The organism is Tenacibaculum profundi (assembly GCF_057162725.1).
In genome coordinates this window covers 399,592-423,784 of sequence record NZ_CM169894.1, presented here as the reverse complement: position 1 = coordinate 423,784, position 24,193 = coordinate 399,592, and the positions used below count along the sequence as shown (strand labels likewise).

The window sequence follows — 24,193 nt, the reverse complement described above, 5'->3', positions numbered from 1 at the left end:
TTATGTTTCAAAAAGTATTGATCGCCGAGGATACTGACTATATGTCAAGTGGAATTAAAATCGCTTTGGAAAATTTAGAAATACCTGAAATAGAATATGCACAATATTGTGATGAGGCGTATCTCAAATTAAAAAAAGCTTTCTTAAGTAATGAGTCTTTTGATTTATTGATTAGCGATTTATCATTCGTAGATAATTTTAATGTACAAAAACTAGCTTCAGGTGAAGATCTTATCAAAAAAGCTAAAGAGCTACAACCAGATTTAAAAGTTATTGTTTTTTCCATAGAGGACAAACCTTACAGGATTCAGCATCTTTGTAAAGAGTTATCAGTAGATGCTTATGTATGGAAATCTATTCATGGGCAAAAAGACTTAAAAAGAGCTATTAAAGCGGTAAATCAAAATAATTTTTTTATAACCCCTAAATTATCTCATTCATTAAGAACTATAGAAACTTTCGAAATTACTGAATATGATGTTTCTTTATTAAAATATTTGGCCGATGGAATGGATCAGAGAGAAATTAGTAAAGAATTTAAGGATAAAAAAATGAAGCCTTCCAGCGTAAGTTCCGTAGAAAAAAGATTAAAAATATTAAAAGAAAATTTTAATGCAAATAATCCTACTCAGCTAGTTGCTATAACCAAAGATTTTGGATTAATTTAAACCCTAACTACCTAAATATACTATAAAATTCCTTTCACATAGCATTTTTAAGATCATAAAAATTACTGTTATTTTATTTTTATCGTAATAAGTATTATCATAAGTTAAATGAGGTCATTGTTAAACTATGATAGTAATTTTATACCATGGAAATATAAAATACTTTATAATTTATCATTACTGAAAAATAAAAGTAAAAAGTATATCTTAGCATTTCAATAAAGAATTTCTACTTTTTTATGGCTCAAGAGACAAAATATACCGAAGATAATATACGATCATTGGATTGGAAAGAACACATTAGAATGCGTCCTGGAATGTATATTGGAAAGTTAGGAGATGGCTCTTCTCCTGATGATGGTATTTATATACTTGTTAAAGAAGTTTTAGATAACTCTATAGATGAGTTTGTAATGGGAGGAGGCAAGACAATTGAAGTGTCTGTTCAGGGGAATAAAGTTATCGTTAGAGACTATGGTCGAGGAATTCCTTTAGGAAAAGTAGTTGACGTAGTTTCTAAAATGAATACAGGAGGAAAATATGATTCGAAAGCGTTTAAAAAATCAGTTGGTCTTAATGGTGTTGGTACAAAAGCTGTAAATGCACTTTCAACTTATTTTCGAGTAGAGTCTACAAGAGATGGTAAATCTGCTTCTGCAGAGTTTGAAAAAGGCTCACTAACTAATCAGACTTTATTAGACGAAACCTCAAGAAGAAGGGGAACAAAAGTTACCTTTATTGCTGATGAAAGTATCTTTAAAAATTACAAATACCGCCCTGAATACATTATAAAATTACTAAAGAATTATGTTTATCTTAATCCAGGTTTAACGATCATTTTTAATGGCGAAAAATTTTTTTCACAAAATGGATTAAAAGACCTATTAGAGGATAATAACAATACAGAAGACATGTTGTATCCAATAATTCATTTGAGGGGAGAAGATATAGAAATAGCTATGTCTCATAGTAAAACTCAATATTCTGAAGAATACTATTCTTTTGTAAATGGACAAAATACTTCTCAGGGGGGGACCCATTTAGCTGCCTTTAGAGAGGCTGTAGTAAAAACTGTTAGAGAGTTTTATAATAAAAATTTTGATGCATTAGATGTGAGAAAGTCAATTGTAGGAGCCATCTCAATAAAAGTTATGGAACCTGTTTTTGAAAGTCAAACAAAAACTAAATTGGGATCAACAGAAATGGGAGGAGATCTTCCTACGGTCCGCACCTATATCAATGATTTCATAAAAAATAAACTTGATAATTATTTACACAAACATTCTGAGGTTGCAGAAAAGCTTCAAAGAAAAATACTCCAAGCAGAAAAAGAAAGAAAAGAACTTTCAGGCATAAGAAAATTAGCTAGAGATAGAGCCAAAAAAGCGAGTTTGCACAATAAAAAACTTAGAGATTGTAGAATTCATTTTGGAGATACTAAAAAACAAGGTTATTTAGATACAACGTTGTTTATAACAGAAGGAGACTCTGCTAGTGGGTCTATTACTAAATCAAGAAATGTTAATACTCAAGCCGTATTTAGTTTAAAAGGAAAACCATTAAATTCATATGGTTTATCAAAAAAAATTGTTTACGAAAATGAAGAGTTTAATCTCTTACAGGCTGCTTTAAATATAGAGGATGGTATGGAAAGCTTACGTTACAACAATATTGTTATAGCAACAGATGCTGATGTAGATGGAATGCATATTAGGCTTTTATTAATAACGTTTTTTTTACAATTTTTCCCAGAAATAATTAAAGAAGGACATCTTTATATTTTGGAAACTCCTCTTTTCAGAGTAAGAAATAAAAAAGAAACGATTTATTGTTATTCAGAAGAAGAAAAACAAATAGCAATAAACAAACTAAGAGGCAAACCTGAAATTACACGATTTAAGGGGCTAGGAGAAATTTCTCCAAATGAATTTGTACATTTTATAGGCGATGATATTCGTTTAGATCCTGTAATGCTTGATAAAGAAATGTCTATTGAACAAATGCTTGAGTTTTATATGGGTAAAAATACACCTGATAGACAAAAATTTATTATCAATAATTTAAAAGTAGAACTAGACCTATTGGAATAGCTTAAAAATAGTATTATAGCTGTTTTTCTAAATTTACCATAAATAAGTATTGTATTTAAGAAAACTGAACAATACCATGTTAAAAGTAATAAATTGAAAATTTAAATTAGTGAAAACTAATTTTACAAACAATAGTTTATTTTTTTAACACTTTTTAACCAATTAAATCCAAAGATGTTTTTTTTTTAACATTTTACTTGTATTTTAGTGCATATACTTTAATTAAAGTGCTTTAATCAATATAAAATGTAAGAATGAAAAATAAAAGTAGGATTTCGAAAACGCTTTTCTTAGTAATTTTTTTTGTGTGTTTTTCCTCGATACATGCTCAAATAGATAAATATGCGTTAATGTCATTACCTTCATTGACTACGACTGAAATGAATGGTATTATTAGCCCTAATACAGGTAGTATTGTATATAACTCTACAGAAAGTGCAATTTATTATTTTGATGGAAGTTCCTGGAGAATTACTTCTAATGATAATTTAGGTAATCATAATGCAACAACAAGACTTTGGATGGATGGATATGAAATTCAAGGAGCCGGTAATAACACACTCATTAATGGTCTTGAAGTAGGTGAAGTTGGCCATGGAGGTAATTGGCTTGGTATAGCGAATAGAAATAGAGCAACTATTTCTGGCTATGCATTAATTCAAAATGATGCAGGTACTACATATCTTAATGCAGAATCTGGTCAACGAATTAGTTTTCGATTAGGAAATTCTGAGAGCGCCACCATGTTATCTTCGGGTAATTTTGGTATTGGAACATCAACTCCTGAATTTAAATTAGAAGTTTCAGATAGAATGAAGATGGGGGGAATTAATGCGGGAACATGGATTGAAGCAGGAGCAACTGATTGGTTTCTTGGTAGAGAAAACACAAATTTTCGACTTTGGTATAATGGTAATAGGCTTTCTCTAACAACTGCTGGAAATTTATGGAATGCTGGTACTACTACTATTGGAAATCTACCTGTAGTAAACAGTGCTACTTATGCAACGGTAACGGAAAATGATGGGATTCTAAAAAAACAGACTTGGGCAAGCATAAGGGATTGGATTGTTGGAGCGGTACCTTCTTCTGCAGATAACCTAGGAAACCATTCGGCTACGACCTTTTTAAATATGCAAAATAATGATATTATTGATGGGAGTACCATTACAGCAGGTACTTCTGGAGAAGGACTAGCATTAATAAATGAAGGAAATGCTTCAAACGCAGGTTATCTTGGAATTCATAAATCCGATGGAAATCGTTTAGGGTATATTGGATGGCACAGTACAAATTTGAATTATCGGGCAGAGGAAGGGGGACACTCTTTTCGTTCGGGTAATTTGGCAGCAGGAACGCCTGTTGTAAAAATGTACGGAGATGATAATAAACGAGGTGGAATTTTAGAATTAGCAAATAATAATGCCTTTTGGGGATCTAATCTAATAATTTCTAATGGTTTTGCTGGGTCCAATGGAAAAGATGTGTTGTTTAATGTAGGGGGGCAAGAGGTAGGTTATTTTTCAGGAAGAAATGGAGGTGATGGCTATTCTGGCTTATTATATAATAGCTCAATAGGAAGTCATTATTTTACTGGAGGAAATGTTCGTATATCTAACTTACCTTCGGTTACAAGTTCCACCTATATTGCTGTTACAGAAAATGATGGAATGCTTAGAAGACGATCTTTAGAAAACATTAAAGATTATATTGTAAATGAAGTACCTTCTTCCGCAGATAATTTAGGAAATCATATTGCAACGACAACACTCATGATGAATGGAAATGAAATTCAAGGAGCTGGTAACAATACACTTATAAATGGTCTTGAATTAGGTGAAGTTGGTCGTGGTAGCACTTGGCTTGGTATAGCAAATAGAAATAGAGCAACTAATTCTGGATATGCCTTAATCCATCATGATGATGGTACTACTTTATTAAATGCAGAAACAGGTCGTAAAATAGGGTTTAGAATAGCTAATATTGAACAAATGACTATGAGTGCTGCAGGAAATTTTGGTATCGGTACAGCTAATCCTAACAGAAAGCTTGAAATTAACAGCTCAGGAACTCCTCCTATCCGATTGAGAGAACAGCGAGCAAATCAATCACCAACGTTAGGAAATGAGGCTCACCATGTTTTGGTAGTAGATAATGCTGGGGATGTAAAAACAAAATTAGTCGGGCGAAGTTATACACCAAATGATTGTGGCTGTACTGCGGGTTCACTCCCTTTTACTTTACCATCGAATTTACTCGAATTTACCTTAGCTGATGCTAATTGGGCAGGAAATAGTCAAGGAAATACGACTTTGGCGGATTTTATTTTACCTACTCCAGCAAACGCAAGAGCTGCTGGTCATTCAAATGGAGATGTTGTGATTATTAATCGAAATTCAGGTTGGAATGTTGTTATAGGGATGGCCAACACCAATTTAACTAGTAATTATTTAGTACCTCCAGGGACTAGTGTAGGTTTTATTCTTGGAAGTCAAAGATGGTATCGGATCTTCTAAAGAAAATAGTAAGTTGAAGAAAAAAAACCACTTATATTCCTTGTGATTACAGGTATTTTTTCTAATTTTCACCATCCAAACCGCATCATAAATATACCCTAAGTCGAAACGTTATATGAGTGAAGACAACAACAATTACGAGCGTGAAGAAGAAGCTCTAAGTTCATCACCTGAAAATACAGAAACTATTACGAAAGTTACAGGAATGTATAAAGAATGGTTTCTTGATTATGCATCTTATGTGATTTTAGAACGGGCAGTACCTTCAATCGAAGACGGTCTTAAGCCTGTTCAAAGACGTATTATGCACTCTATGAAAGATCTAGATGATGGTCGTTATAATAAAGTAGCTAATATTGTTGGTCATACTATGCAGTATCATCCTCATGGAGACGCCTCTATTGCAGATGCTATGGTTCAAATGGGGCAAAAAGAACTTTTAATAGATATGCAAGGGAACTGGGGTAATATACTAACAGGAGACAGGGCCGCTGCCTCCCGTTATATTGAAGCTCGTTTATCTAAATTTGCTTTAGATGTAGTTTTTAATCCGAAAACTACAGAATGGCAACTTTCTTATGATGGCAGAAAAAAAGAGCCTGTAAACCTTCCTGTTAAATTTCCATTATTGCTAGCCCAAGGAGCCGAAGGAATTGCTGTAGGATTATCTACTAAAATTCTTCCTCACAACTTTAATGAACTCATTGAAGCTTCTGTAAAATATTTAAAAGGAAAGAGTTTTACAATTGTTCCAGATTTTTTAACGGGAGGCATAGCTGATTTTACAAATTATAATGATGGTAAAAGAGGAGGAAAAGTTCGTGTAAGAGCAAAAATATCCCAACTAGATAAAAAAACACTTGTTATTACTGAAATTCCTTTTGGGACTACTACTACATCGCTAATAGATAGTGTTCTCAAGGCAAATGATAAGGGTAAAATAAAAATAAAGCGTATTGAAGATAACACAGCTGCATCGGTTGAAATACTAGTGCATTTGCCACCTAATGTATCTCCTGATAAAACGATTGATGCATTATACGCGTTTACAAATTGTGAGAATTCTATATCACCTTTATGTTGTATTATAGAGGATAATAAGCCTGTATTTATAGGTGTTTCTGAAATGTTAAAAAAGTCAACCGATTTTACGGTAGCTTTGTTAAAAAAAGAATTAGAAATTCGTTTAAATGAGCTTGAAGAACAATGGCATTTTTCTTCACTTGAGAGAATTTTTATAGAAAACAGGATATATAGAGACATAGAAGAAGTTGAAACATGGGAAGGTGTTATCGAAGCTATTGATAATGGATTAAAACCACACACAAAACACTTAAAAAGAGCAGTAACCGAAGAAGATATTATTCGTTTAACAGAAATTCGAATAAAAAAAATATCAAAGTTTGACATAGATAAAGCCAAACAGTTTATTGAGAGTTTGGAAGATCAAATAGCAGAACTTAAAAATTATTTAAATAATTTAATAGCTTTTGCTATTAATTATTTTAAAAATCTAAAAGAAAAATACGGTAAAGGAAAAGATCGTAAAACTGAAATCCGGATTTTTGATGATATCGTTGCAACAAAAGTTGTTATGAGAAATGCCAAGTTATATGTTAATAGAGAAGAAGGGTTTATAGGAACTTCTTTAAAAAAGAATGAGTATATATCGGATTGTGCGGATATAGATGATGTCATTGTTTTTAAAGATAATGGTACTATGATTGTTACTAAAGTAGCTTCAAAAACATTTGTAGGTAAAGGAATTAACCATATTGCTATATTCAAGAAAAAGGATAAGCGGACAGTTTATAATATGATTTATAAGGATGGTGCCAAGGGACCAAGCTATATGAAACGTTTTAATGTAACCAGCATAACTAGGGATAAAGAATATGATTTAACAAATGGTAATAAAGGTTCCAAAGTATTATATTTTTCTGCTAATCCTAATGGAGAAGCAGAGGTTATTACTATTTTATTGAGAGCCGTAGGAAGTATAAAAAAGCTTAAGTGGGATATTGATTTCGCAGATTTAGCAATTAAAAGTAGAAGTGCTAGAGGAAATCAGGTTACTAAATACGCCATCAAAAAAATAGAATTTAAGTCTGCTGGTGTTTCTACTTTACGACCAAGAAAAATATGGTTTGATGATACTGTTCAACGATTAAATGTTGATGGAAGAGGCGAACTTTTAGGTGAATTCCGAGCTGAAGATAGAATATTGATAGCTATGCAAAGTGGAAAGATAAAAGTTGCTATACCTGATTTGACAATGCATTTTGATAGTGATATGATTGTTCTAGAGAAATGGACTCCTAAAAAACCTATTTCAGCTATTTATTTTGATGGAAATAAAGAGAGATATTATGTTAAACGATTTTTAATTGAAGCTATTGACAAAGAGGATACGTTTATTTCTGACCATGTTAAATCAAAATTAGAAATAATTACTACAGATTATCGTCCTATAGCAGAAATCATATTTTCTAAACGAAGTTTAGAAAAATTAGAGGTTAATTTTGAAGAGTTTATTGCAATTAAAGGAATTAAAGCTTTAGGAAATCAATTAACCAATGAAAAGATAAAAACTGTTAATTTATTAGAGTCTTTACCGTTTGAAGAACCTGAAGAGCATATTGAAAATATTAATGTTGAAGAAGAAGAGGTAGTTCAAGAAGGGGTTTTACCTATAGAAATCGAAAAAAAAGAATCTAAAGAGTTTGAGGAGACTAAAGAAGATAAGGCTAAGAAAGCTTTAAATAGAGCCCTACAAAAAAAGAAAAAGAATACGTCGGATGATGAAGATAGTCAAACAGCTTTATTTTGATTGAATTTTTAAATAAATAAAATACATTTATCGTAATGTAAAAAAGAATATGAAAGCAATTGGATTAATAGGAGGTGTTTCTCCGCAATCAACAATTATGTATTATGAAATTCTTAATACATTAGCTCAAAAGCACTATGGAAGTAATCATTCGGCAAAAGTTATTATTAATTCAGTTGATTTTGGTGAGATTTCAAAATTAGCACAAAAAGATCGTTGGGATATTTTAAATGACCTCATGGCAGAGGCAGCGATGAGTTTAGAAAAAGCTGGAGCTAACTCTATCTTAATTTGTGCAAATACAATGCACCTTACAATTGAGGCAGTTAGAAAGAAAGTGTCTATTCCTGTATTACATATAGCTGAAGTAACTGCAGAGAAAATAAAAGAAAAAAAAATATCAAAAGTCATTTTATTAGGCACTAAATACACAATGGAAAAGAGGTTTTATATAGATATTCTTAATTCATATAATATTGATGTAGTGATTCCAAATGAAGATGCCAGAAGACTTGTGCATAACGTTATATATAAAGAGCTTTCTCAGGGTATTTTGAATAAAAGCTCTAAAAATAGCTACAAAAGTATTATTTCTAATTTAGCAGATCAAGGTGCTGAGGGAGTTATTTTAGGGTGTACTGAAATCCCTTTATTAATAAAGCAAGAAGATGTATGTATTCCTATTTTTGATACAACAAGTATTCATGCATCTAAAGCATTTCAATTATCGATATGATGAAAGAATTACTATTTCAATACCGATTTGATTTAGACTCATTTTCTGGAATTCTAGGTTATGTACTGATTGTTATCTTCTTTTCATGGATAATTTCAAGAATTATTCGTTCACTAATGGTTATTCTTATTAATCATAGCAAGATGGATCGATATGGTAGAACAAGCATTCAATTCTTTCGAAATTCAATAAAGTTTTTTATAGGCCTTTTATGTATTATTTATATTATAATTACAGTACCTACATTTAGAAATAAAGCAGCCTTTATTTTTTCAGGAGCCGGTATATTAGCCGCTATAATTGGTTTTGCAGCACAAGCCGCTTTGTCTAATTTAATAGCAGGAGCTTTTATTGTCATTTTCAGACCTTTTAGAGTAGGGGATTATATTAAATTAGATGAGGCTAGAGTAGGTATTGTTGAAGATATTACTTTAAGGCACACGGTTATTAATAATTTTGAGAATAAAAGGTTAATTATTCCCAATTCGGTAATCAGCACAGATTCTGTATTGAATCATACTATTGAGGATTCACAAATACTGAGTTTTAATAATTTTAAAATAGGTATCAAAGCTGATATTAATTTGGCGCGCCAAATTATTCAAGAAGAAGCATTAAAACTTCCTAAAGTAATTGATAATAGAACTCCTGAAGAAATAATAAAAGATATAAATCAAATAGATGTTCGTGTTATAGATGTATATCCTGATCATATTCATATAAGAGCTTATGTATGGATTTGTGAACCTTTTTCTGAGTTTAAAATTAAATGTGCTTTAAAAGAGGCAGTACATAAAAGGTTTATTGTTGAGGGAGTAGACTTACCTATTCCTATCATAAAACGTTTAGCAATTTAGCTTAAACGGTTAGAGAAACATATAATTTCTTTATTTCTTTCAAAAGGAAATTACCAACTTAATTAAGTTAGTAAAAAAGGTACATATTGTGTTCTTTATTCTTTTGTTCTAAACAAAAAACCTAAACCGAGTCTACTTAAAAATTTTTTTTCAAACGCCCAAAAGAATTTAAACTGACCAAACAACCAACCGACTAAAGGTAATGTAGTTTGATAAATAGGAAATATTAGTAGGATTCGTAATGGCCAAAAAAGCCATGGTGATACTGTTTGAGGAGATAAACCAATGAATTCTGTGATTGGTTTTGCAACCCAAGCAGCAAAAGAACCATTAATCGCGAATACAGTGAAAATAGCAATTAATTCTAAATTACTATTAATGCCCCATCGTTGTTTTAATCTATCCATTCTGCAAAAATAGATAAAACTTGAAAAGAAGGCAAATTCAAAGATAATTAATGCAATAATAGAAAATGATCTAAAACGATTTATAACTTTAAATTGTCGTAATAAAATATTTTTTCCTTTCTGATTTATTATTGGAAAAAATATGGTTGCAGTAAGCTTTAGCTTCGTTGTATATAAATAAGAAAAAAACGATCTTTTTTTCTTATAATTAATTCTAAAGATTTATTGGTATGACTTTAAGATTTGAGTGTTTTTTAAAAAAATAATAAAATTAATCTCCATGGTATCTATACTAAAATAATACACAAGCTTAATTTACAAAGTACCTAATCATAATTCTCTGTTTAACAGAGCCTGTTTTATGTTAAGATGTGAATATTTAATATTTTAAATATAGATTTTTTAAATAGTGACGTAAGAATTTTACAACTAAAAAAGGAGAATCTAAGAAATAAAACCTCCTTTTTTAGTTTTTGAAATTAAAATAAATTTTCCAATAGAGAATCCTCTACTAAGTTTGGAATTGTTACTTTTAAAGAAGGTGTACGTTTCATTTCACGTTTTATGGCAAAAAGTGCTTCTTTGTTTCTAGCCCAGCTTCTCCTTGCTATTCCGTTATTTACGTCATAAAACAGCATCTTTTTTAAGCGAGCATCAGCTTCTGGAGTTCCATCTAAAAGCATTCCAAAGCCTCCGTTCATTACTTCACCCCATCCAACACCTCCACCATTGTGTATAGATACCCAAGTAGCCCCTCTAAAGCTATCTCCAATCACATTGTGAATAGCCATATCTGCTGTAAATTTACTGCCATCGTAAATATTGGAAGTTTCTCTATATGGAGAGTCTGTTCCACTTACATCATGATGATCTCTACCTAAAACAACAGCACCTATTTTACCTTCAGCAATGGCCTTATTAAATGCTTCAGCTATTTTAGCACGTCCTTCTGCATCTGCATATAAAATACGGGCTTGTGACCCTACTACCATTTTATTTTTTTTGGCATCTTTGATCCAGGTAATATTATCTTGCATCTGTAATTGAATTTCTTCAGGTGAGTTTTCCATAATTTCTTGTAAAACTTTAGCGGCAATCGCATCAGTAATATCTAAATCTTCTGGTTTTCCTGAAGCACACACCCAGCGGAATGGTCCGAAACCATAATCAAAACACATAGGACCTAATATATCTTGTACATACGATGGGTATTTAAAATCAATATTATTCTCCGCCATTACATCTGCACCTGCTCTGGAGCTTTCTAATAAGAAGGCATTTCCATAATCGAAGAAATAAGTCCCTTTCTCGGTGTGCTTATTAACAGCTTCAGCATGACGACGTAAAGTTTTTTGTACTTCTTTTTTAAAAACATCTGGTTCTTCACGTAAAAGCCTATTTGATTCTTCATAAGAAATATCAGCAGGATAGTACCCTCCAGTCCAAGGAATGTGTAATGAAGTTTGATCCGAACCAACATGAATAAAGATATTTTCTTCATAAAAACGTTCCCAAATTTCTACTACATTTCCAATAAATGCAATAGAAACAACTTCTTCTTTCGCTTGCGCAACACGAACACGACTTACTAAATCATCAATACTATCGATTAAAAGATCTACCCAACCTTGTTCATGTCGTTTGGTAGCTGCTTTTGGATTCACTTCTGCAGCTATAGTAATACATCCAGCTATATTTCCAGCTTTTGGTTGCGCTCCACTCATTCCACCTAAACCAGCTGTTAAAAAGATTTTTCCTTTAGGTGTATCTCCTTTTTGTAATATCTTTCGAAAAGCATTCATTACAGTAATTGTAGTACCATGAACAATTCCTTGTGGGCCTATATACATATATGATCCTGCTGTCATTTGACCATATTGCGTCACTCCCAAAGCATTGAATTTTTCCCAATGATCAGGTTTAGAATAGTTAGGAATCACCATTCCGTTAGTAACAATAACCCTGGGTGATTCTTTAGAAGAAGGGAAAAGTCCCATTGGATGACCAGAGTACATATGCAACGTTTGTTCATCTGTCATGGTTGCCAAATATTGCATTGTTAACAGGTATTGCGCCCAGTTTTGAAAAACAGCCCCATTTCCTCCGTAAGTAATCAACTCTTCAGGGTGTTGAGCTACTGCTGGGTCTAAGTTATTCTGTATCATTAGCATTATAGAAGCAGCCTGTAATGACTTTGCCGGGTATTCCTTAATAGCTCTAGCATAAATGGCATAATTAGGTTTAAAGCGATACATATAAATCCTTCCAAAATCGTTGAGTTCTTGAGCAAATTCTTTAGCTAACTCATCATGCCATTTTGAAGGAAAATAACGTAAGGCGTTTCTTATTGCCAATTGCTTTTCTTCTTTAGATAAACTATCTTTTCTTTTTGGAGCTCTATTGATTTTTTGTGGATATTCTCTTTTTTTTGGTAATTCCGAAGGAATTCCTTGTAGTATTAACTCTTTAAACGTCATATTAAGCTACTTTAAATGCTTGTTTTTTTATCAATTCAATTAAGGCATAGATGTCGTCCTTTAAAACTCTATCCTCCTCTAATTTGTCTACCTTGCTTCTTATTAAGGAGAAATTTTCTTCTATAATTTCCGAAAAAGTATTTGGTCTTCTAAATTCCATAGCCTGAGCTGCATACATAAACTCAATAGCAAATATTTTTTCTAAATTTCCTAGTATTTGATTGAACTTTCTACCTGAAATACTTCCCATAGAAACATGATCTTCTTGTCCCATAGAAGTCGGAACACTATCTGCAGAAGGAGGGAAGCATAATGATTTATTTTCTGTAACCAAAGAAGCTGTAGTGTACTGTGGTATCATAAAACCAGAATTTAAACCTCCCGCTGTAGTAAGTAATCGTGGTAATCCATATTGTCCTTCTAAAAGTAAGTAACATCTTCTATCTGATATATTGCCTAGCTCCGAAGCAGCGATTGAGGCATAGTCTAAAGCCATTGCCAAAGGCTGACCATGGAAGTTTCCTCCAGAGATAGCCTCTGTTTCACTTAATACAATTGGATTATCAGTTACAGAATTCATTTCAATTTCAGCCAATTCTTTTAAGTGCGAATATGCATTTCTTGAGGCTCCATGAACTTGTGGCATACAACGAATTGAATAAGGATCTTGAACTCTTTGACAATTACCACCACTGTGCGAATTTAAATTTTCCGAGCCATTCAAAAGCATTCGTATTCTTTCTGCTACTTTTAAATTCCCTGCAAAAGGTCTTATTTTATGCAAAGCTTCTTTAAATGGAGAAGAGCTTCCTTGAAATCCCTCTAAACTCATCGCTCCTGCTAGATCAGCAAGATCCAGAAGGTATTCCATTTTTTTTAATCCAACAACGGCATGGGATAAAATAAATTGGGTTCCATTAATAAGTCCTAGTCCTTCTTTTGCACTCAATTCAATTGGAGTTAAGTTATGAATTTTTAAAACTTCTTTAGCTGTTTTTATTTGATTTCCTACCCAAAATTCACCTTCACCAAAAAGAGGTAAAAATAAATGGGATAAAGGTGCTAAATCTCCTGATGCTCCAACAGAGCCTTGTTCAGGAACCACGGGTAACAGGTTGTTTTCGATAAAATAATTAATTCTATCAATGACAACCAAACGGACCCCTGAAAATCCTTGAGATAATGCATGAACCTTAGTTATCATCATTATCTTAGACAAAAATTTATCTATTGGGTTTCCAACGCCGACAGCATGTGTAATTAATAAGTTTTTTTGAAGTAAACTGGTTTCTTCTGGTGAGATTTGAGTATCACAAAGAGGGCCAAAACCAGTATTAATGCCGTAAACCGCTTTATCTGATTCTGCCATTTTTTCTACCTTCTTCCTACAAGAAGTTATATTGGCTATTGCTTCATTTGAAAAAATTCCCTTTAATTCTCCATTTGCAATTGCTATTACTTTATCTACCGTTAGGGTATCTATCCCGTATTTAAACATATTTTTCCTCTTAATTTTTACAAATTTATTGTTATTTTTGATAAACAACAATATCAATTTTATTCCATATTAATAACTATGGGTTATCAATTAGAGTATAGACATCTTAAATATTTTATAGCTGTTGCTGAGGATTTACATTACAGGAAGGCCGCAGAAAAATTATTTATTTCTCAACCAGGTTTGAGTAAACAGGTAAAACAATTAGAAAGTCATTTAGGCGTTCAACTGTTTGAGAGACATAATAGGCGTGTTGCTTTGACCAAAGCAGGAGAGTATTTAAAACAGGAATTGACTAAAAATTTAAAGAGTCTTGATAATATTTTAAATCACGCAAAATTAATTAGTACTGGTAAAGATGGTAATTTAAAATTTGGTTATGTAGGATCTGCTATGCAAGATATTATTCCCAGTTTATTAGTAAGATTAAATCAACAGTACCCTAATATTTCATTCAGTTTAAAAGAAATGGATAATCATAATCAAATCAAAAGTTTGTTGTCTAATGATATTGATATTGGTTTTGTGCGTGTGGAAAAAGTACCTAAAAGTATTGAGCGAAAAACGGTTTTAAAAGAATCTTTTTGTTTGGTTTTACCCAAAGGACACAAAAAAAACGCTTATAACTTTAAATCATTAACTGAATTTCAAAATGAACCATTTATTTTATTCGATTCAAAATACAGTGTTTCTTATTACGAAAAGGTAATGGAGATATTTGCTCAATTTAAATTTACCCCTATTATTTCTCATAATACCATTCATGCTGAATCTATTTACAAACTTGTAGAGAACGGATTTGGAATTTCTATTGTGCCAAAATCTTTAACAAAAACGAATTATACGGGAATTCAGTTTATTGAGTTAAACCGTATTCCCCAAAGAACCACGTTATCGGCTGTTTGGAGTAAAGAGAATCGAAATCCAGTAATCCAGAATGCGATAAATTTGTTACATACATTTTAATTTATATCCTAATTTTTAAGATTATTCTGATATGATTTTATATACTAATTCTTTAGTAAGTGGTTTCCCTTTTGCTTTAGTTTTTATATCTTCAAATGTATAGGTAAAACTACATCCTTTCTTATAGTTTGAACAACCATAGGCTGCTTTACCTTTTAAGAGATTACCCTCTTTACATTTAGGACACTTTACCGAGGTATTTTTGTTATTTACTTTTTGCGTTGTACTATTCTTTTTAGGCTCTAGTTTTAAAACATAATGCTCATCAAATCGGAGTAAAGCTTCTATTTTACCTTGATCTGTTTTCCAACCTTTTAAATTAGTGGTGCATCCTTTATCAATTAGTCGAGTGATTTGACTTTCCGAGATTTTTTTCCCCATAAATTCAAAAGGTAAGGTAAGTTTACAACCATTTCCATATTCAGAGCAGCCAAATGCTTTTTTACCTTTTAAAATACTTCCTTTTTTACATTTTGGACAAACTTTTCCTACAACAACTTTCTTTTTTGGTACGGTTTTGCTTTTTTTTCTTGCTACATTCGACTCAGACATATACGAAATACGTTGGGTTTTATTACTTGATCTAACTTCATACACAAGATTATCAACCATTTTTTTCATTTGTTTAATAAAAGTACTCGCATGGTAATCTCCGCGTTCAATTTCTTTCAATCTTTTTTCCCACAAACCTGTAAGTTCTGCTGATTTTAATAGTTCATTATCGATTACATTTATTAAGTCAATGCCTGTTTGCGTTGGTATAATTAATTTTTTTTGTCTCTCAATATATTTTCTTTTAAATAAAGTTTCAATGATGCTTGCCCTTGTTGACGGTCTTCCAATACCGTTTTCTTTCATTAATTCACGCATTTCATCGTCTTCAACCTGTTTTCCAGCAGTCTCCATAGCTCTTAATAAGCTGGCTTCAGTATAGTTTCTTGGTGGTTTTGTTTCCTTTTCTAAAAAAGAAGGTACATGAGGGCCTTTTTCTCCCTTTTCAAAAGTAGGAAGCACGCCAGATTCTGAAACCTTTTTTGAAGAATTTTCTGTTTCAAAAACAACACGCCATCCTTTTGTTAACACCTCTTTTCCTGTAGTTTTAAAAGAAACATCATCAGCTTTTCCAGTTACCGCCGTATTTGCGATATCACTATCAGGATAAAAAACAGCAATGAAACGACGAACAATGATGTCATATACTTGTTGCTGGTTATATTGAAGTTTTATTTGTACTCCAGTTGGAATAATGGCATGGTGATCTGTTACTTTCTTATCATTAAATACTTTGGTCGATTTTCTTATTTTTTTTTCTAATAGAATCTGTGTTAAACTTGCATACGCTGTTAAATTCTTTAAAATCCCAGGTACTTTAGGGTAAATATCATTAGGAAGAAATGTGGTGTCTACTCTCGGATAAGTAACTACCTTCATTTCGTAAAGCTTTTGAACTATTTTTAAGGTATCATCTGCTGAGAAACCAAATTTATTATTACAATACACCTGTAAACCTGTTAAATCAAATAGTTTAGGAGCGTATTCTTTTCCTTTTTTCTTGGTAACTGAGGTAATTTCAAATTCTGCCTTTTTAACTTTGTCAGCAAAGTTTTCACCTTCTTCTTTTCTTTTAAAACGACCTTCTTCACAATTGAAAAGCGTTTCGCGATAGGTTGTTTGTAACTCCCAGTAGGGTTGAGGCTCAAATTTTTTAATCTCAGTGTAACGCTCTACTAACATAGCCAATGTAGGAGTTTGTACCCTACCAATAGACAGAACTTGTCGATCTCTTCCAAATTTAACTGTATAAAGCCGTGTTGCATTTAAGCCTAATAACCAATCTCCAATTGCTCTGGAATATCCGGCATAGTATAAATTGTTATATTGTTCTTCACTTCTTAAGCTTTTAAAACCTTCTTTAATTGCTTCTTCTGTAAGAGAGGAAATCCATAAACGTTCTACTTTTCCTTTGTAATTCGCCTGATTAATTACCCATCGTTGAATTAATTCTCCTTCTTGGCCCGCATCTCCACAATTGATAACAACAGATGCTTTATCAAATAAGGATTTTATAATCTTAAATTGTTTTTGAATGCCGCTGTCTTCTGATACTTTTGTATTAAACCTTTCGGGAAGCATCGGTAAATTGTTTAGATCCCAACTTTTCCAGTAAGGTTTGTAATCTTTTGGTTCTAAAAGCGTACATAAATGGCCAAATGTATAGGTAACAGCATAACCATTTCCTTCAAAATATCCGTCATGTTTGGTTTTGGCACCTAAGATATTAGCTATTTCTCTGGCAACACTGGGCTTTTCGGCAATACAAACCTTCATTCACTCTTTTTTAAGGCCTTAAAAGTACTATATTTTGAAATATCAATACAAACAAAAAACGTGGTAATAACCACGTTTTTTTAACAATTATTAATTATTTATAATTAATTTTTCAAGCTCTTTTTAAACTTATCGAATCTGCTAGATTCTTGTTTAGGCCAGCTGTTATTTGATGTATCAATATCAGCAGTTTCTTGATCAGGATCAATTATAAAACTTTTGATTTCTTTTTCCGAATAAAATGTTCTAAAAACTTGATGATCATTTTTTTTCCAAATTTGTGCTGGATATGTTTCTCGTTTTTTACTTCCATCAGCATAATTAATTTCAAGAATAATTGGCATTACCAAGCCTCCTGGTTTTTCAAATTCAACTTGATACATGAATTTTGGGAGTTTTTTTAATTGTGCTCTTTTATTTTTAGGTAATGATTTGATATATACTTCTAGTTCTTTTGCATTTACGTCTTCCTTTTCTGTGGTAAGGTAAATTAATTTACCAAGACCATTAAAATAATCTGGGTATTGCTTTTTTAGTTCTAAAGTTCTTTTGTTTGGTTTATCAGTAATGTATATTTCTTTCACACTTTTGATACCGATATCTGTATAATCTGTTGTGTAAAACCATCCTCTCCAAAACCAATCTAAATCCATTCCTGACGCATCTTCCATGGTTCTAAAAAAATCAGCAGGAGTTGGGTGCTTAAACATCCAACGTTTAGAATAAGTTCTAAAGGCGTAGTCAAATAATTCAGGTCCCATAATCGTTTGGCGAAGCATGTAAAGTCCTGCAGCAGGTTTAGTATAAGCATTTGGACCAAAATTATGAACATAATCCCCTTGAGACATAATAGGTGATAAATTATTTTGATCCATTCCCATGTAACCAACAATATCTTTAGGTAAATTTCTTGTATTAAAAGCAGGATCGTAATCTAATTCTGCTAAAATTTCAACAAAAGAATTTAACCCTTCATCCATCCAAGTCCACTGACGTTCATCAGAGTTAATAATCATAGGAAAAAAATTATGTCCTACTTCATGGGTGATCACACCGATCATTCCATTTTTGATACGATCAGAATAGGTGCCATCTGGATTAGGTCTTCCGTAGTTGAAACAAATCATAGGATACTCCATACCTTGTGCTTTAGCATGAACCGATATGGCTTTAGAATAGGGATAGTCAAAGGTCATTTTTGAATATTCTTCCAATGTATTCGCAACAACCCTTGTAGAGTGCTTTTCCCATAAAGGATTTCCTTCTTTAGGATATAATGATACTGCCATTACAGTTCTATCATTAATTTTAACAGCCATAGCATCCCATATGTATTTTCTTGACGACGCAAAAGCAAAATCGCGTACTTGATTGGCTTTAAAATGCCATGTTTTTGTTTTAGTCGTTCTACCTTTTTCGTTATTCTTAGCCTCTTCCTCGGTTACGATGAAAACAGGGTTATTATAAGATTTTCTTGCTTTTTCCCAACGGTTACGTTGCTCTTTTGTCAATACAAGCTTTTCATTTTGCAATTCACCAGTAGCATCTACTATATGATCGGCAGGTACCGTTAGTTTTACATCATAATCACCAAATTCCAACGCCCATTCACTACGTCCCCAAAACTGCATGTTTTGCCAACCTTCAACATTATTATAAACTGCCAATCTAGGGAAAAACTGTGCTATAGTATAATTTTTATTGCCATCAGGAAATGACTCTAAACCAGAGCGTCCACCATCATTGACATAATCGGGAATTAAGAAATTCCACTTAATCCTAAATCTAAAGGTGTCTCCAGGAGCAAGAGGAGTAGATAAGTTAATACGCATCATTGTTCGGTTGATCGTATGAGACAAGTCTCTTCCATCGGCATATTTAACTGACTCTATATTATATCCATACTGTTTCGGCTCAGACATATTATCATCAACAAAATCTTCTACAGAAGAAAATGGTGCTGCTCCTTTAGATTCGGCAAGAGGTGATTTTGAATTCGGAGCACGTTTATTTTGGTCTAATTGAACCCATAAATACTCTAAGTGATCTTTAGAATTATTATGATAAGTAATTGTTTCATCACCATATAATTTGTCAGTAGCCTCGTCAACTCTGATGTCCATGGTATAGTCAACTTTTTGCTGAGTATATCCATGACCTGGAGCGCCTGATGCAGTACGTTGATCATTAGGTGTAGCTAATACGTCTTTCATTTGACGAAACTTATTTTGGTCTGTGTGCCCTTGTTGCTTTAATTTTGGAGCACTTTTTTCAGTTTCTTGCGCACATAAAGAAACTGAAACCATAAAGACCGACAGTATAAACAATATGTTTTTTCTCATTTTTGCGTTTAAAATTTGATTTAATTGTTGTAAAAATTACTTCATACTTGATAAAAACTTATTATTATGTTAAAATTTCAACAAACCTTTATCATTTTCTTTGTTTAAAAATAAACTTTTTCGTTTTTTATTAATAGTAGCTTTAACTAAATTTTGTTGGTTAGAGAAATGCTTTATAAGCACATTATTTTTTATATGTATGGAGCTTACTGCAATTATATTTTCAATTTCAAGATAAAAATACAGTATATTCCCGTCATATTCTTTTCCAATAAAATTATATCTTTTAGATTCGTTGTTTATTTCTATTTTGAAATGTTTATTCAAATAGTCTATAAACAAAGTATCTACATTTTTTATTTCAGTTTTTGCATCCAAATTCAAGTGCGTATTATATTCTTTATTTATGGCTAACTCAATATCATCCATAAACACATTCATAATAATTTGGATACTTTTACTTTTACTACTGTATTCTATTTCAGTCAAAGCAATATAATATTTATGCAATGCTAAGAAAGACATACAAATAAAAGATATAAGTATAATGGTTAACTTTTTCACTCTTAAAATATACTTGTAATCAATACAATAAGTAATTCTCGATTTTATGATCAAAAAAACTCAATGCCCCTTCATTTATTGTTTTTTATATGTGTCTGATTAATAATCAGTTCTCAAAATTACTATTTTTAAATCAGATTTTATACTTTAATTTGATAAATTGAAAGAAACTACTTTAACTTTAGTTTCTAATCACTATACTTTAATATTCCTTAGTATTCACTCTTTTTTGTTTAATGTTTCTAAATATATTTTACTTTCTTTTTGTAAAACATTGATAACCTTTATTTTATGTCCTTTTTTGTATAAGTTCTCAATTCCTGAGTGTTCACAAAAATCTAGGAAGTGATAGTATTTTTCTGGAGGAATCCCTAATTCTATAAAGAAAAATTTAGTACCAAGCTCTTTCATTAACTTTGCAGGTATTCCTTTCTTAAAAGCGAGTTCTTTCCGTAATTTCCATAATTTCTTAGATCGATTGAAAGGCATATTTATTGAAGTTCCCAATCCTTTAAATAAAGTAGTAGGATCAGATGTTACAGAATTTGGATAGGTATTTTGATCTGATTGTTCATTTAAATTGTTACTATTAAAATCAATATCAGAAAAATCCATGGTTTCCATTAAAGATTTATTTTTCAAATCTATAGGCGTTTCTTTAGTATCTAATGCTAAAGAACCAAGAAGTCTACTGGTCCTAAGTTTAATTTCATCAAGTGTGTATAATGTTTTTTCTATGACAAAAATATTTTGCTGTAGATGTAAATTTTCTTTATTTATTATGATGAACTTCGTTTTGTATCCAACACAAGATAGTCGTAACATATCATTTCGTCTAACTTGAATTTTAAATTCTCCATTTTCATTTGAGTATGTGGCTTGATTTGTTATTGTATTTACAATATGAACGTCAGGTATTATTCCTGAACGGTCTAATATTTTTCCATTAATAATTTTTTCGTCAATTTGAGAAAAACTAATCAAAAAAGTAAATAGGGTTAAAATAGTAATTGTTTTTTTCATCTTATTCTGCACAGTAATTAGGGGGTATACAATTAGGCTTGCTATAATTGATTTTATAAAATTTACAAATTCCTTTTCTTTTTTTACTTTTTTTTTGATGAGTGGGGGTCAGGAGGGAGGTGGTTAAAAATTGAATGGGGTTCAAATAAAAAAAGATTCTTTAAGGTGCTCTCGTAAAAAAACATAATTATACTAATGTCTATTGTATAAATTACTTTTATTTTTTAGTAAATCGATTAGATCTAAAATACTTTCATCGTTGTATAGTTGTTCCACTTTATTGTATGAACAAAATTCAATGAAGTGTTCAAGTTTGTCTTTAGGTATTTGTAATTCTTCAAAGAAAAAATGATCACCTATTTTATTTAGTAAATCGATTGATAGACTTGAATAGTTAGGGATTATTTTTGTTTTCTTTTTCTTTTTTTTATTCTTTTTTTTATTCTTTTTTGTTTCCCATAAAATCAATGCAGACTTTTGATAATCTTTGGCATCGTATATTGAATTAGTACTAAGCGGTAAACCATTACAGTTATCTAATACAGGTAAATGAGTAGGCTTATTCAAATGGAGTTCTTCTTGAGCTATAGGAAACAAAGCAATATTTTTATGATGTTTATTGACTTGCTCTTTTAAGTCTTTGTTAATAGTATTTTCTTTATAGTTTAAAGGAATTGGAACAATTTTTTGAGCTACAGAAACTTTTGTTACTAAAAAAATAAGTAGTGTTACAAACGGTATTTGTTTTATCATAATTTATTCTATTTTCTCAAAAATACTATCTAATTTGGAAACTCTTAGTTAATATATGTTAAAGTTAATCAAATACTTAACTATTTTATATATGATTGCTTTCTTAGTCAACCAATTGACTTTTTATTTCTTTCAAATAAACTATGCTTTCTGTTTTTAAAATTTCTATAAGTTGAAACGTTTTTTTTGATTGATGTAGTGATTGAATATTTTTTACTTCACAGAAAGATATAAAGTGATAGTATTTTTTTGGAGGGATTTTTAACTTTTCAAAAAAGAAATGAGAACCTAGTGTTTGTAATAATTTATCTGGAAAATCTTGTCGTTGTTGTAACCGTTTTTTGTCTTCTCTTTCTCTTCTAAGTCTTCCCGCTCCAATAGAAATATTACCAGAATTTGTGTCAGGCATGTTTTTTGCCAATTTTTGAATTCCCCCAACAAGATTATTTAGTTGTTTCTCTTTTTTTTCATGTTTATTGGGAACACTCTTCATATCAACGAGTAGGTTACCCGATAATTCATGTCTTTTAATAGCAATTTCTTCTAATAAATTTGTTCTGATATGCATTTTAATATTTAATGTTTCTTTTTTGAATATTTTTTTGTCGACCACAAACACCTCAGGTTGGTGCTGAATAGAAGTAACTTGAAGCTCATCACCCAAAGAAACTTCTATAGAAAATATTCCTTGCTCATTGGTAATTGTTCCTTTATGTGTTGTCTTATTTAAAACATGTGCATATACAATCACTCCGTTGCTATCCTTAATTATTCCTGTTATTGTTTTTTCTTTTTTTTGTATTAACGTTAATTTTAATATAAGTAATACGATAAAAAGTAATATTTGTTGCATAAATAGAATTATTTTAATAGATGTAAAACACTGCAAAATAAACACTTACAGGTATTAAATCTGTCTTAACGAGATGGTAATTTTTTGTTAAACAAATACTTATGTGCGCATGTTTATTTTTAAATATTTTATTGTTTAGTCCTTTTAGATTGGGTAGTTTTGGTGGTATTTTTAGAGCTCTATAAATAATTCAAATTAATGTATACAATGAAAAAACTCCTTATAGCAAGTACATCAACAGTTCATGGTAGTAATTACTTAGCTTATATTTTACCTACTTTAAAAAAGCATTTTAAAGGTGTTCATGAAATCATATTTATTCCTTATGCAAGACCAGGAGGAATTAGTTATGATGGGTACACAAAAAAAGCCAAAGAAGCTTTCGAAAAAATTGGTATCAGTATACGCGGTATTCATGAGTTTGATTCTGCAAAAAATGCAATCTCCAATGCTAAAGGTATTTTTACAGGAGGTGGCAATACATTTGAGTTGGTAAATCAATTGTATAAAAATGATTTAATAACAGTTTTAAAGGAAGTTTTAACGAATGGAATTCCGTATTTAGGAACAAGTGCAGGAAGCAATATCTGTGGCGTAACCATGATGAATACTAATGATATGCCAATTGTATATCCGCCAAGTTTCGATACTTTAGGTGTTATTCCGTTTAATATTAATGCACATTATTTAGATCCAGATCCAGATTCAACGCACATGGGTGAAACGCGTGAAATGCGAATTAAAGAATATCATATTTTTAACGAGACTCCTGTATTAGGTTTACGCGAAGGAAGTTGGTTGGAAGTTTTAGGTAATACGATAACTTTAAGAGGTTCATTAACGGCTCGATGTTTTCAACCCAATAAAGAGGCTATTGAATTAACACCGGATAGCGAAGTGGTATTTCATTAATGGTTTTAACCTGAAATGAAGTTTTTTCACTTTTAAAATATTCTATTTAACATAATATTAATTATAGTACAAATATATTGTTTTGAGTAAAATGGCGAATACTGTGTATTTAAAATAATTATAGATATAATTAACACGCTAGTGTTTTATATCGTCAACAATTATGTTACAGCCATTTTCGATACGTTAAGTTTATTCGTAAGCTATAATTCTATATTATGTGTAAATAGCCCAAAATATTTACGTTTCTAAAGATTATTCAGTACTCGGGTCATTTAACATTGGTTTGGTTTTCTGCTAAACAATAAACATTTCGTTCGTTTGTATATAATTGGTCGCGATATTAAATTATTCGGACTGTTTTATTTGTTTA

The 24,193-nt window shown here is 31.2% G+C and carries 17 protein-coding genes; 8 read left to right on the top strand and 9 right to left on the bottom strand.

The window, feature by feature from the left end:
* Positions 1–2: 2 nt before the first annotated feature.
* From AC2GW8_RS01550 to AC2GW8_RS01525, 6 genes are all read left to right on the top strand, one after another.
* On the top strand, positions 3–668 hold the full coding sequence (locus tag AC2GW8_RS01550) for a response regulator (RefSeq protein WP_440881038.1): 666 nt from the start codon (positions 3–5) through the stop codon (positions 666–668).
* Positions 669–907: 239 nt separating this feature from the next.
* Entirely contained in the window at positions 908–2,758 is a 1,851-nt protein-coding gene (locus AC2GW8_RS01545) for a DNA topoisomerase IV subunit B (RefSeq protein ID WP_440881037.1), read from the top strand.
* A gap of 254 nt (positions 2,759–3,012) precedes the next feature.
* Entirely contained in the window at positions 3,013–5,274 is a 2,262-nt protein-coding gene (locus AC2GW8_RS01540) for a phage tail-like protein (protein WP_440881036.1), read from the top strand.
* Between the two features lie 115 nt (positions 5,275–5,389).
* Positions 5,390–8,104 (top strand): DNA gyrase/topoisomerase IV subunit A, encoded by a 2,715-nt coding sequence (locus AC2GW8_RS01535; protein ID WP_440881035.1) that lies wholly within the window; start codon positions 5,390–5,392, stop codon positions 8,102–8,104.
* Positions 8,105–8,153: 49 nt separating this feature from the next.
* Positions 8,154–8,840 (top strand): aspartate/glutamate racemase family protein, encoded by a 687-nt coding sequence (locus tag AC2GW8_RS01530; RefSeq protein ID WP_440881034.1) that lies wholly within the window; start codon positions 8,154–8,156, stop codon positions 8,838–8,840.
* Positions 8,840–9,697, top strand: a complete 858-nt coding sequence (locus tag AC2GW8_RS01525; protein ID WP_440881033.1) for a mechanosensitive ion channel family protein — start codon at positions 8,840–8,842, stop codon at positions 9,695–9,697. Before AC2GW8_RS01530 ends, AC2GW8_RS01525 begins: the two co-directional genes overlap by 1 nt.
* A gap of 95 nt (positions 9,698–9,792) precedes the next feature.
* Here AC2GW8_RS01525 and AC2GW8_RS01520 read toward each other — a convergent pair whose 3' ends face one another.
* From AC2GW8_RS01520 to hutH, 3 genes are all read right to left on the bottom strand, one after another.
* On the bottom strand, positions 9,793–10,104 hold the full coding sequence (locus AC2GW8_RS01520; RefSeq protein WP_440881032.1) for a DUF6787 family protein: 312 nt from the start codon (positions 10,102–10,104) through the stop codon (positions 9,793–9,795).
* Between the two features lie 479 nt (positions 10,105–10,583).
* The gene (gene hutU, locus AC2GW8_RS01515; protein WP_440881031.1) at positions 10,584–12,581 is read right to left on the bottom strand and encodes a urocanate hydratase; all 1,998 of its coding nucleotides are present in this window, start codon (positions 12,579–12,581) and stop codon (positions 10,584–10,586) included.
* Between the two features lies 1 nt (position 12,582).
* On the bottom strand, positions 12,583–14,079 hold the full coding sequence (hutH, locus tag AC2GW8_RS01510) for a histidine ammonia-lyase (protein WP_440881030.1): 1,497 nt from the start codon (positions 14,077–14,079) through the stop codon (positions 12,583–12,585).
* Positions 14,080–14,157: 78 nt separating this feature from the next.
* Between hutH and AC2GW8_RS01505 the strand changes: the two genes are divergently transcribed.
* On the top strand, positions 14,158–15,045 hold the full coding sequence (locus AC2GW8_RS01505) for a LysR substrate-binding domain-containing protein (RefSeq protein ID WP_440881029.1): 888 nt from the start codon (positions 14,158–14,160) through the stop codon (positions 15,043–15,045).
* A gap of 21 nt (positions 15,046–15,066) precedes the next feature.
* Here AC2GW8_RS01505 and AC2GW8_RS01500 read toward each other — a convergent pair whose 3' ends face one another.
* The 6 genes from AC2GW8_RS01500 to AC2GW8_RS01475 all read right to left on the bottom strand — a co-directional run bounded on the left by AC2GW8_RS01500 (position 15,067) and on the right by AC2GW8_RS01475 (position 22,908).
* Positions 15,067–17,373, bottom strand: a complete 2,307-nt coding sequence (locus AC2GW8_RS01500) for a type IA DNA topoisomerase (protein WP_440881028.1) — start codon at positions 17,371–17,373, stop codon at positions 15,067–15,069.
* A gap of 104 nt (positions 17,374–17,477) precedes the next feature.
* A complete protein-coding gene (locus tag AC2GW8_RS01495) occupies positions 17,478–19,715 on the bottom strand; it encodes a M1 family metallopeptidase (protein WP_440881027.1) in 2,238 nt (745 codons plus the stop codon).
* A gap of 69 nt (positions 19,716–19,784) precedes the next feature.
* Positions 19,785–20,240, bottom strand: coding sequence for a DUF6702 family protein (locus tag AC2GW8_RS01490; RefSeq protein WP_440881026.1), 456 nt, complete (start codon positions 20,238–20,240; stop codon positions 19,785–19,787).
* 258 nt (positions 20,241–20,498) lie between these two features.
* Entirely contained in the window at positions 20,499–21,302 is an 804-nt protein-coding gene (locus AC2GW8_RS01485; RefSeq protein WP_440881025.1) for a carboxypeptidase-like regulatory domain-containing protein, read from the bottom strand.
* 192 nt (positions 21,303–21,494) lie between these two features.
* Positions 21,495–22,055, bottom strand: a complete 561-nt coding sequence (locus tag AC2GW8_RS01480; protein WP_440881024.1) for a BamP family beta-assembly machine protein — start codon at positions 22,053–22,055, stop codon at positions 21,495–21,497.
* 103 nt (positions 22,056–22,158) lie between these two features.
* The gene (locus AC2GW8_RS01475) at positions 22,159–22,908 is read right to left on the bottom strand and encodes a BamP family beta-assembly machine protein (RefSeq protein ID WP_440881023.1); all 750 of its coding nucleotides are present in this window, start codon (positions 22,906–22,908) and stop codon (positions 22,159–22,161) included.
* Positions 22,909–23,115: 207 nt separating this feature from the next.
* Between AC2GW8_RS01475 and pepE the strand changes: the two genes are divergently transcribed.
* On the top strand, positions 23,116–23,820 hold the full coding sequence (pepE, locus tag AC2GW8_RS01470; RefSeq protein ID WP_440881022.1) for a dipeptidase PepE: 705 nt from the start codon (positions 23,116–23,118) through the stop codon (positions 23,818–23,820).
* Positions 23,821–24,193 lie beyond the last annotated feature (373 nt).

What these genes read in the sequence shown, in the direction of transcription:
- AC2GW8_RS01505 (WP_440881029.1), top strand. Translation starts at nt 14,158, where the DNA reads ATGGGTTATCAATTAGAGTATAGACATCTTAAATATTTTATAGCTGTT.
- AC2GW8_RS01550 (WP_440881038.1), top strand. Translation starts at nt 3, where the DNA reads ATGTTTCAAAAAGTATTGATCGCCGAGGATACTGACTATATGTCAAGT.
- AC2GW8_RS01545 (WP_440881037.1), top strand. Translation starts at nt 908, where the DNA reads ATGGCTCAAGAGACAAAATATACCGAAGATAATATACGATCATTGGAT.
- AC2GW8_RS01540 (WP_440881036.1), top strand. Translation starts at nt 3,013, where the DNA reads ATGAAAAATAAAAGTAGGATTTCGAAAACGCTTTTCTTAGTAATTTTT.
- AC2GW8_RS01475 (WP_440881023.1), bottom strand. Translation starts at nt 22,908, where the DNA reads ATGCAACAAATATTACTTTTTATCGTATTACTTATATTAAAATTAACG.
- hutU (WP_440881031.1), bottom strand. Translation starts at nt 12,581, where the DNA reads ATGACGTTTAAAGAGTTAATACTACAAGGAATTCCTTCGGAATTACCA.
- hutH (WP_440881030.1), bottom strand. Translation starts at nt 14,079, where the DNA reads ATGTTTAAATACGGGATAGATACCCTAACGGTAGATAAAGTAATAGCA.
- AC2GW8_RS01520 (WP_440881032.1), bottom strand. Translation starts at nt 10,104, where the DNA reads ATGGATAGATTAAAACAACGATGGGGCATTAATAGTAATTTAGAATTA.
- AC2GW8_RS01485 (WP_440881025.1), bottom strand. Translation starts at nt 21,302, where the DNA reads ATGAAAAAAACAATTACTATTTTAACCCTATTTACTTTTTTGATTAGT.
- AC2GW8_RS01530 (WP_440881034.1), top strand. Translation starts at nt 8,154, where the DNA reads ATGAAAGCAATTGGATTAATAGGAGGTGTTTCTCCGCAATCAACAATT.
- AC2GW8_RS01480 (WP_440881024.1), bottom strand. Translation starts at nt 22,055, where the DNA reads ATGATAAAACAAATACCGTTTGTAACACTACTTATTTTTTTAGTAACA.
- AC2GW8_RS01490 (WP_440881026.1), bottom strand. Translation starts at nt 20,240, where the DNA reads ATGTCTTTCTTAGCATTGCATAAATATTATATTGCTTTGACTGAAATA.
- AC2GW8_RS01495 (WP_440881027.1), bottom strand. Translation starts at nt 19,715, where the DNA reads ATGAGAAAAAACATATTGTTTATACTGTCGGTCTTTATGGTTTCAGTT.
- AC2GW8_RS01525 (WP_440881033.1), top strand. Translation starts at nt 8,840, where the DNA reads ATGAAAGAATTACTATTTCAATACCGATTTGATTTAGACTCATTTTCT.
- AC2GW8_RS01535 (WP_440881035.1), top strand. Translation starts at nt 5,390, where the DNA reads ATGAGTGAAGACAACAACAATTACGAGCGTGAAGAAGAAGCTCTAAGT.
- pepE (WP_440881022.1), top strand. Translation starts at nt 23,116, where the DNA reads ATGAAAAAACTCCTTATAGCAAGTACATCAACAGTTCATGGTAGTAAT.
- AC2GW8_RS01500 (WP_440881028.1), bottom strand. Translation starts at nt 17,373, where the DNA reads ATGAAGGTTTGTATTGCCGAAAAGCCCAGTGTTGCCAGAGAAATAGCT.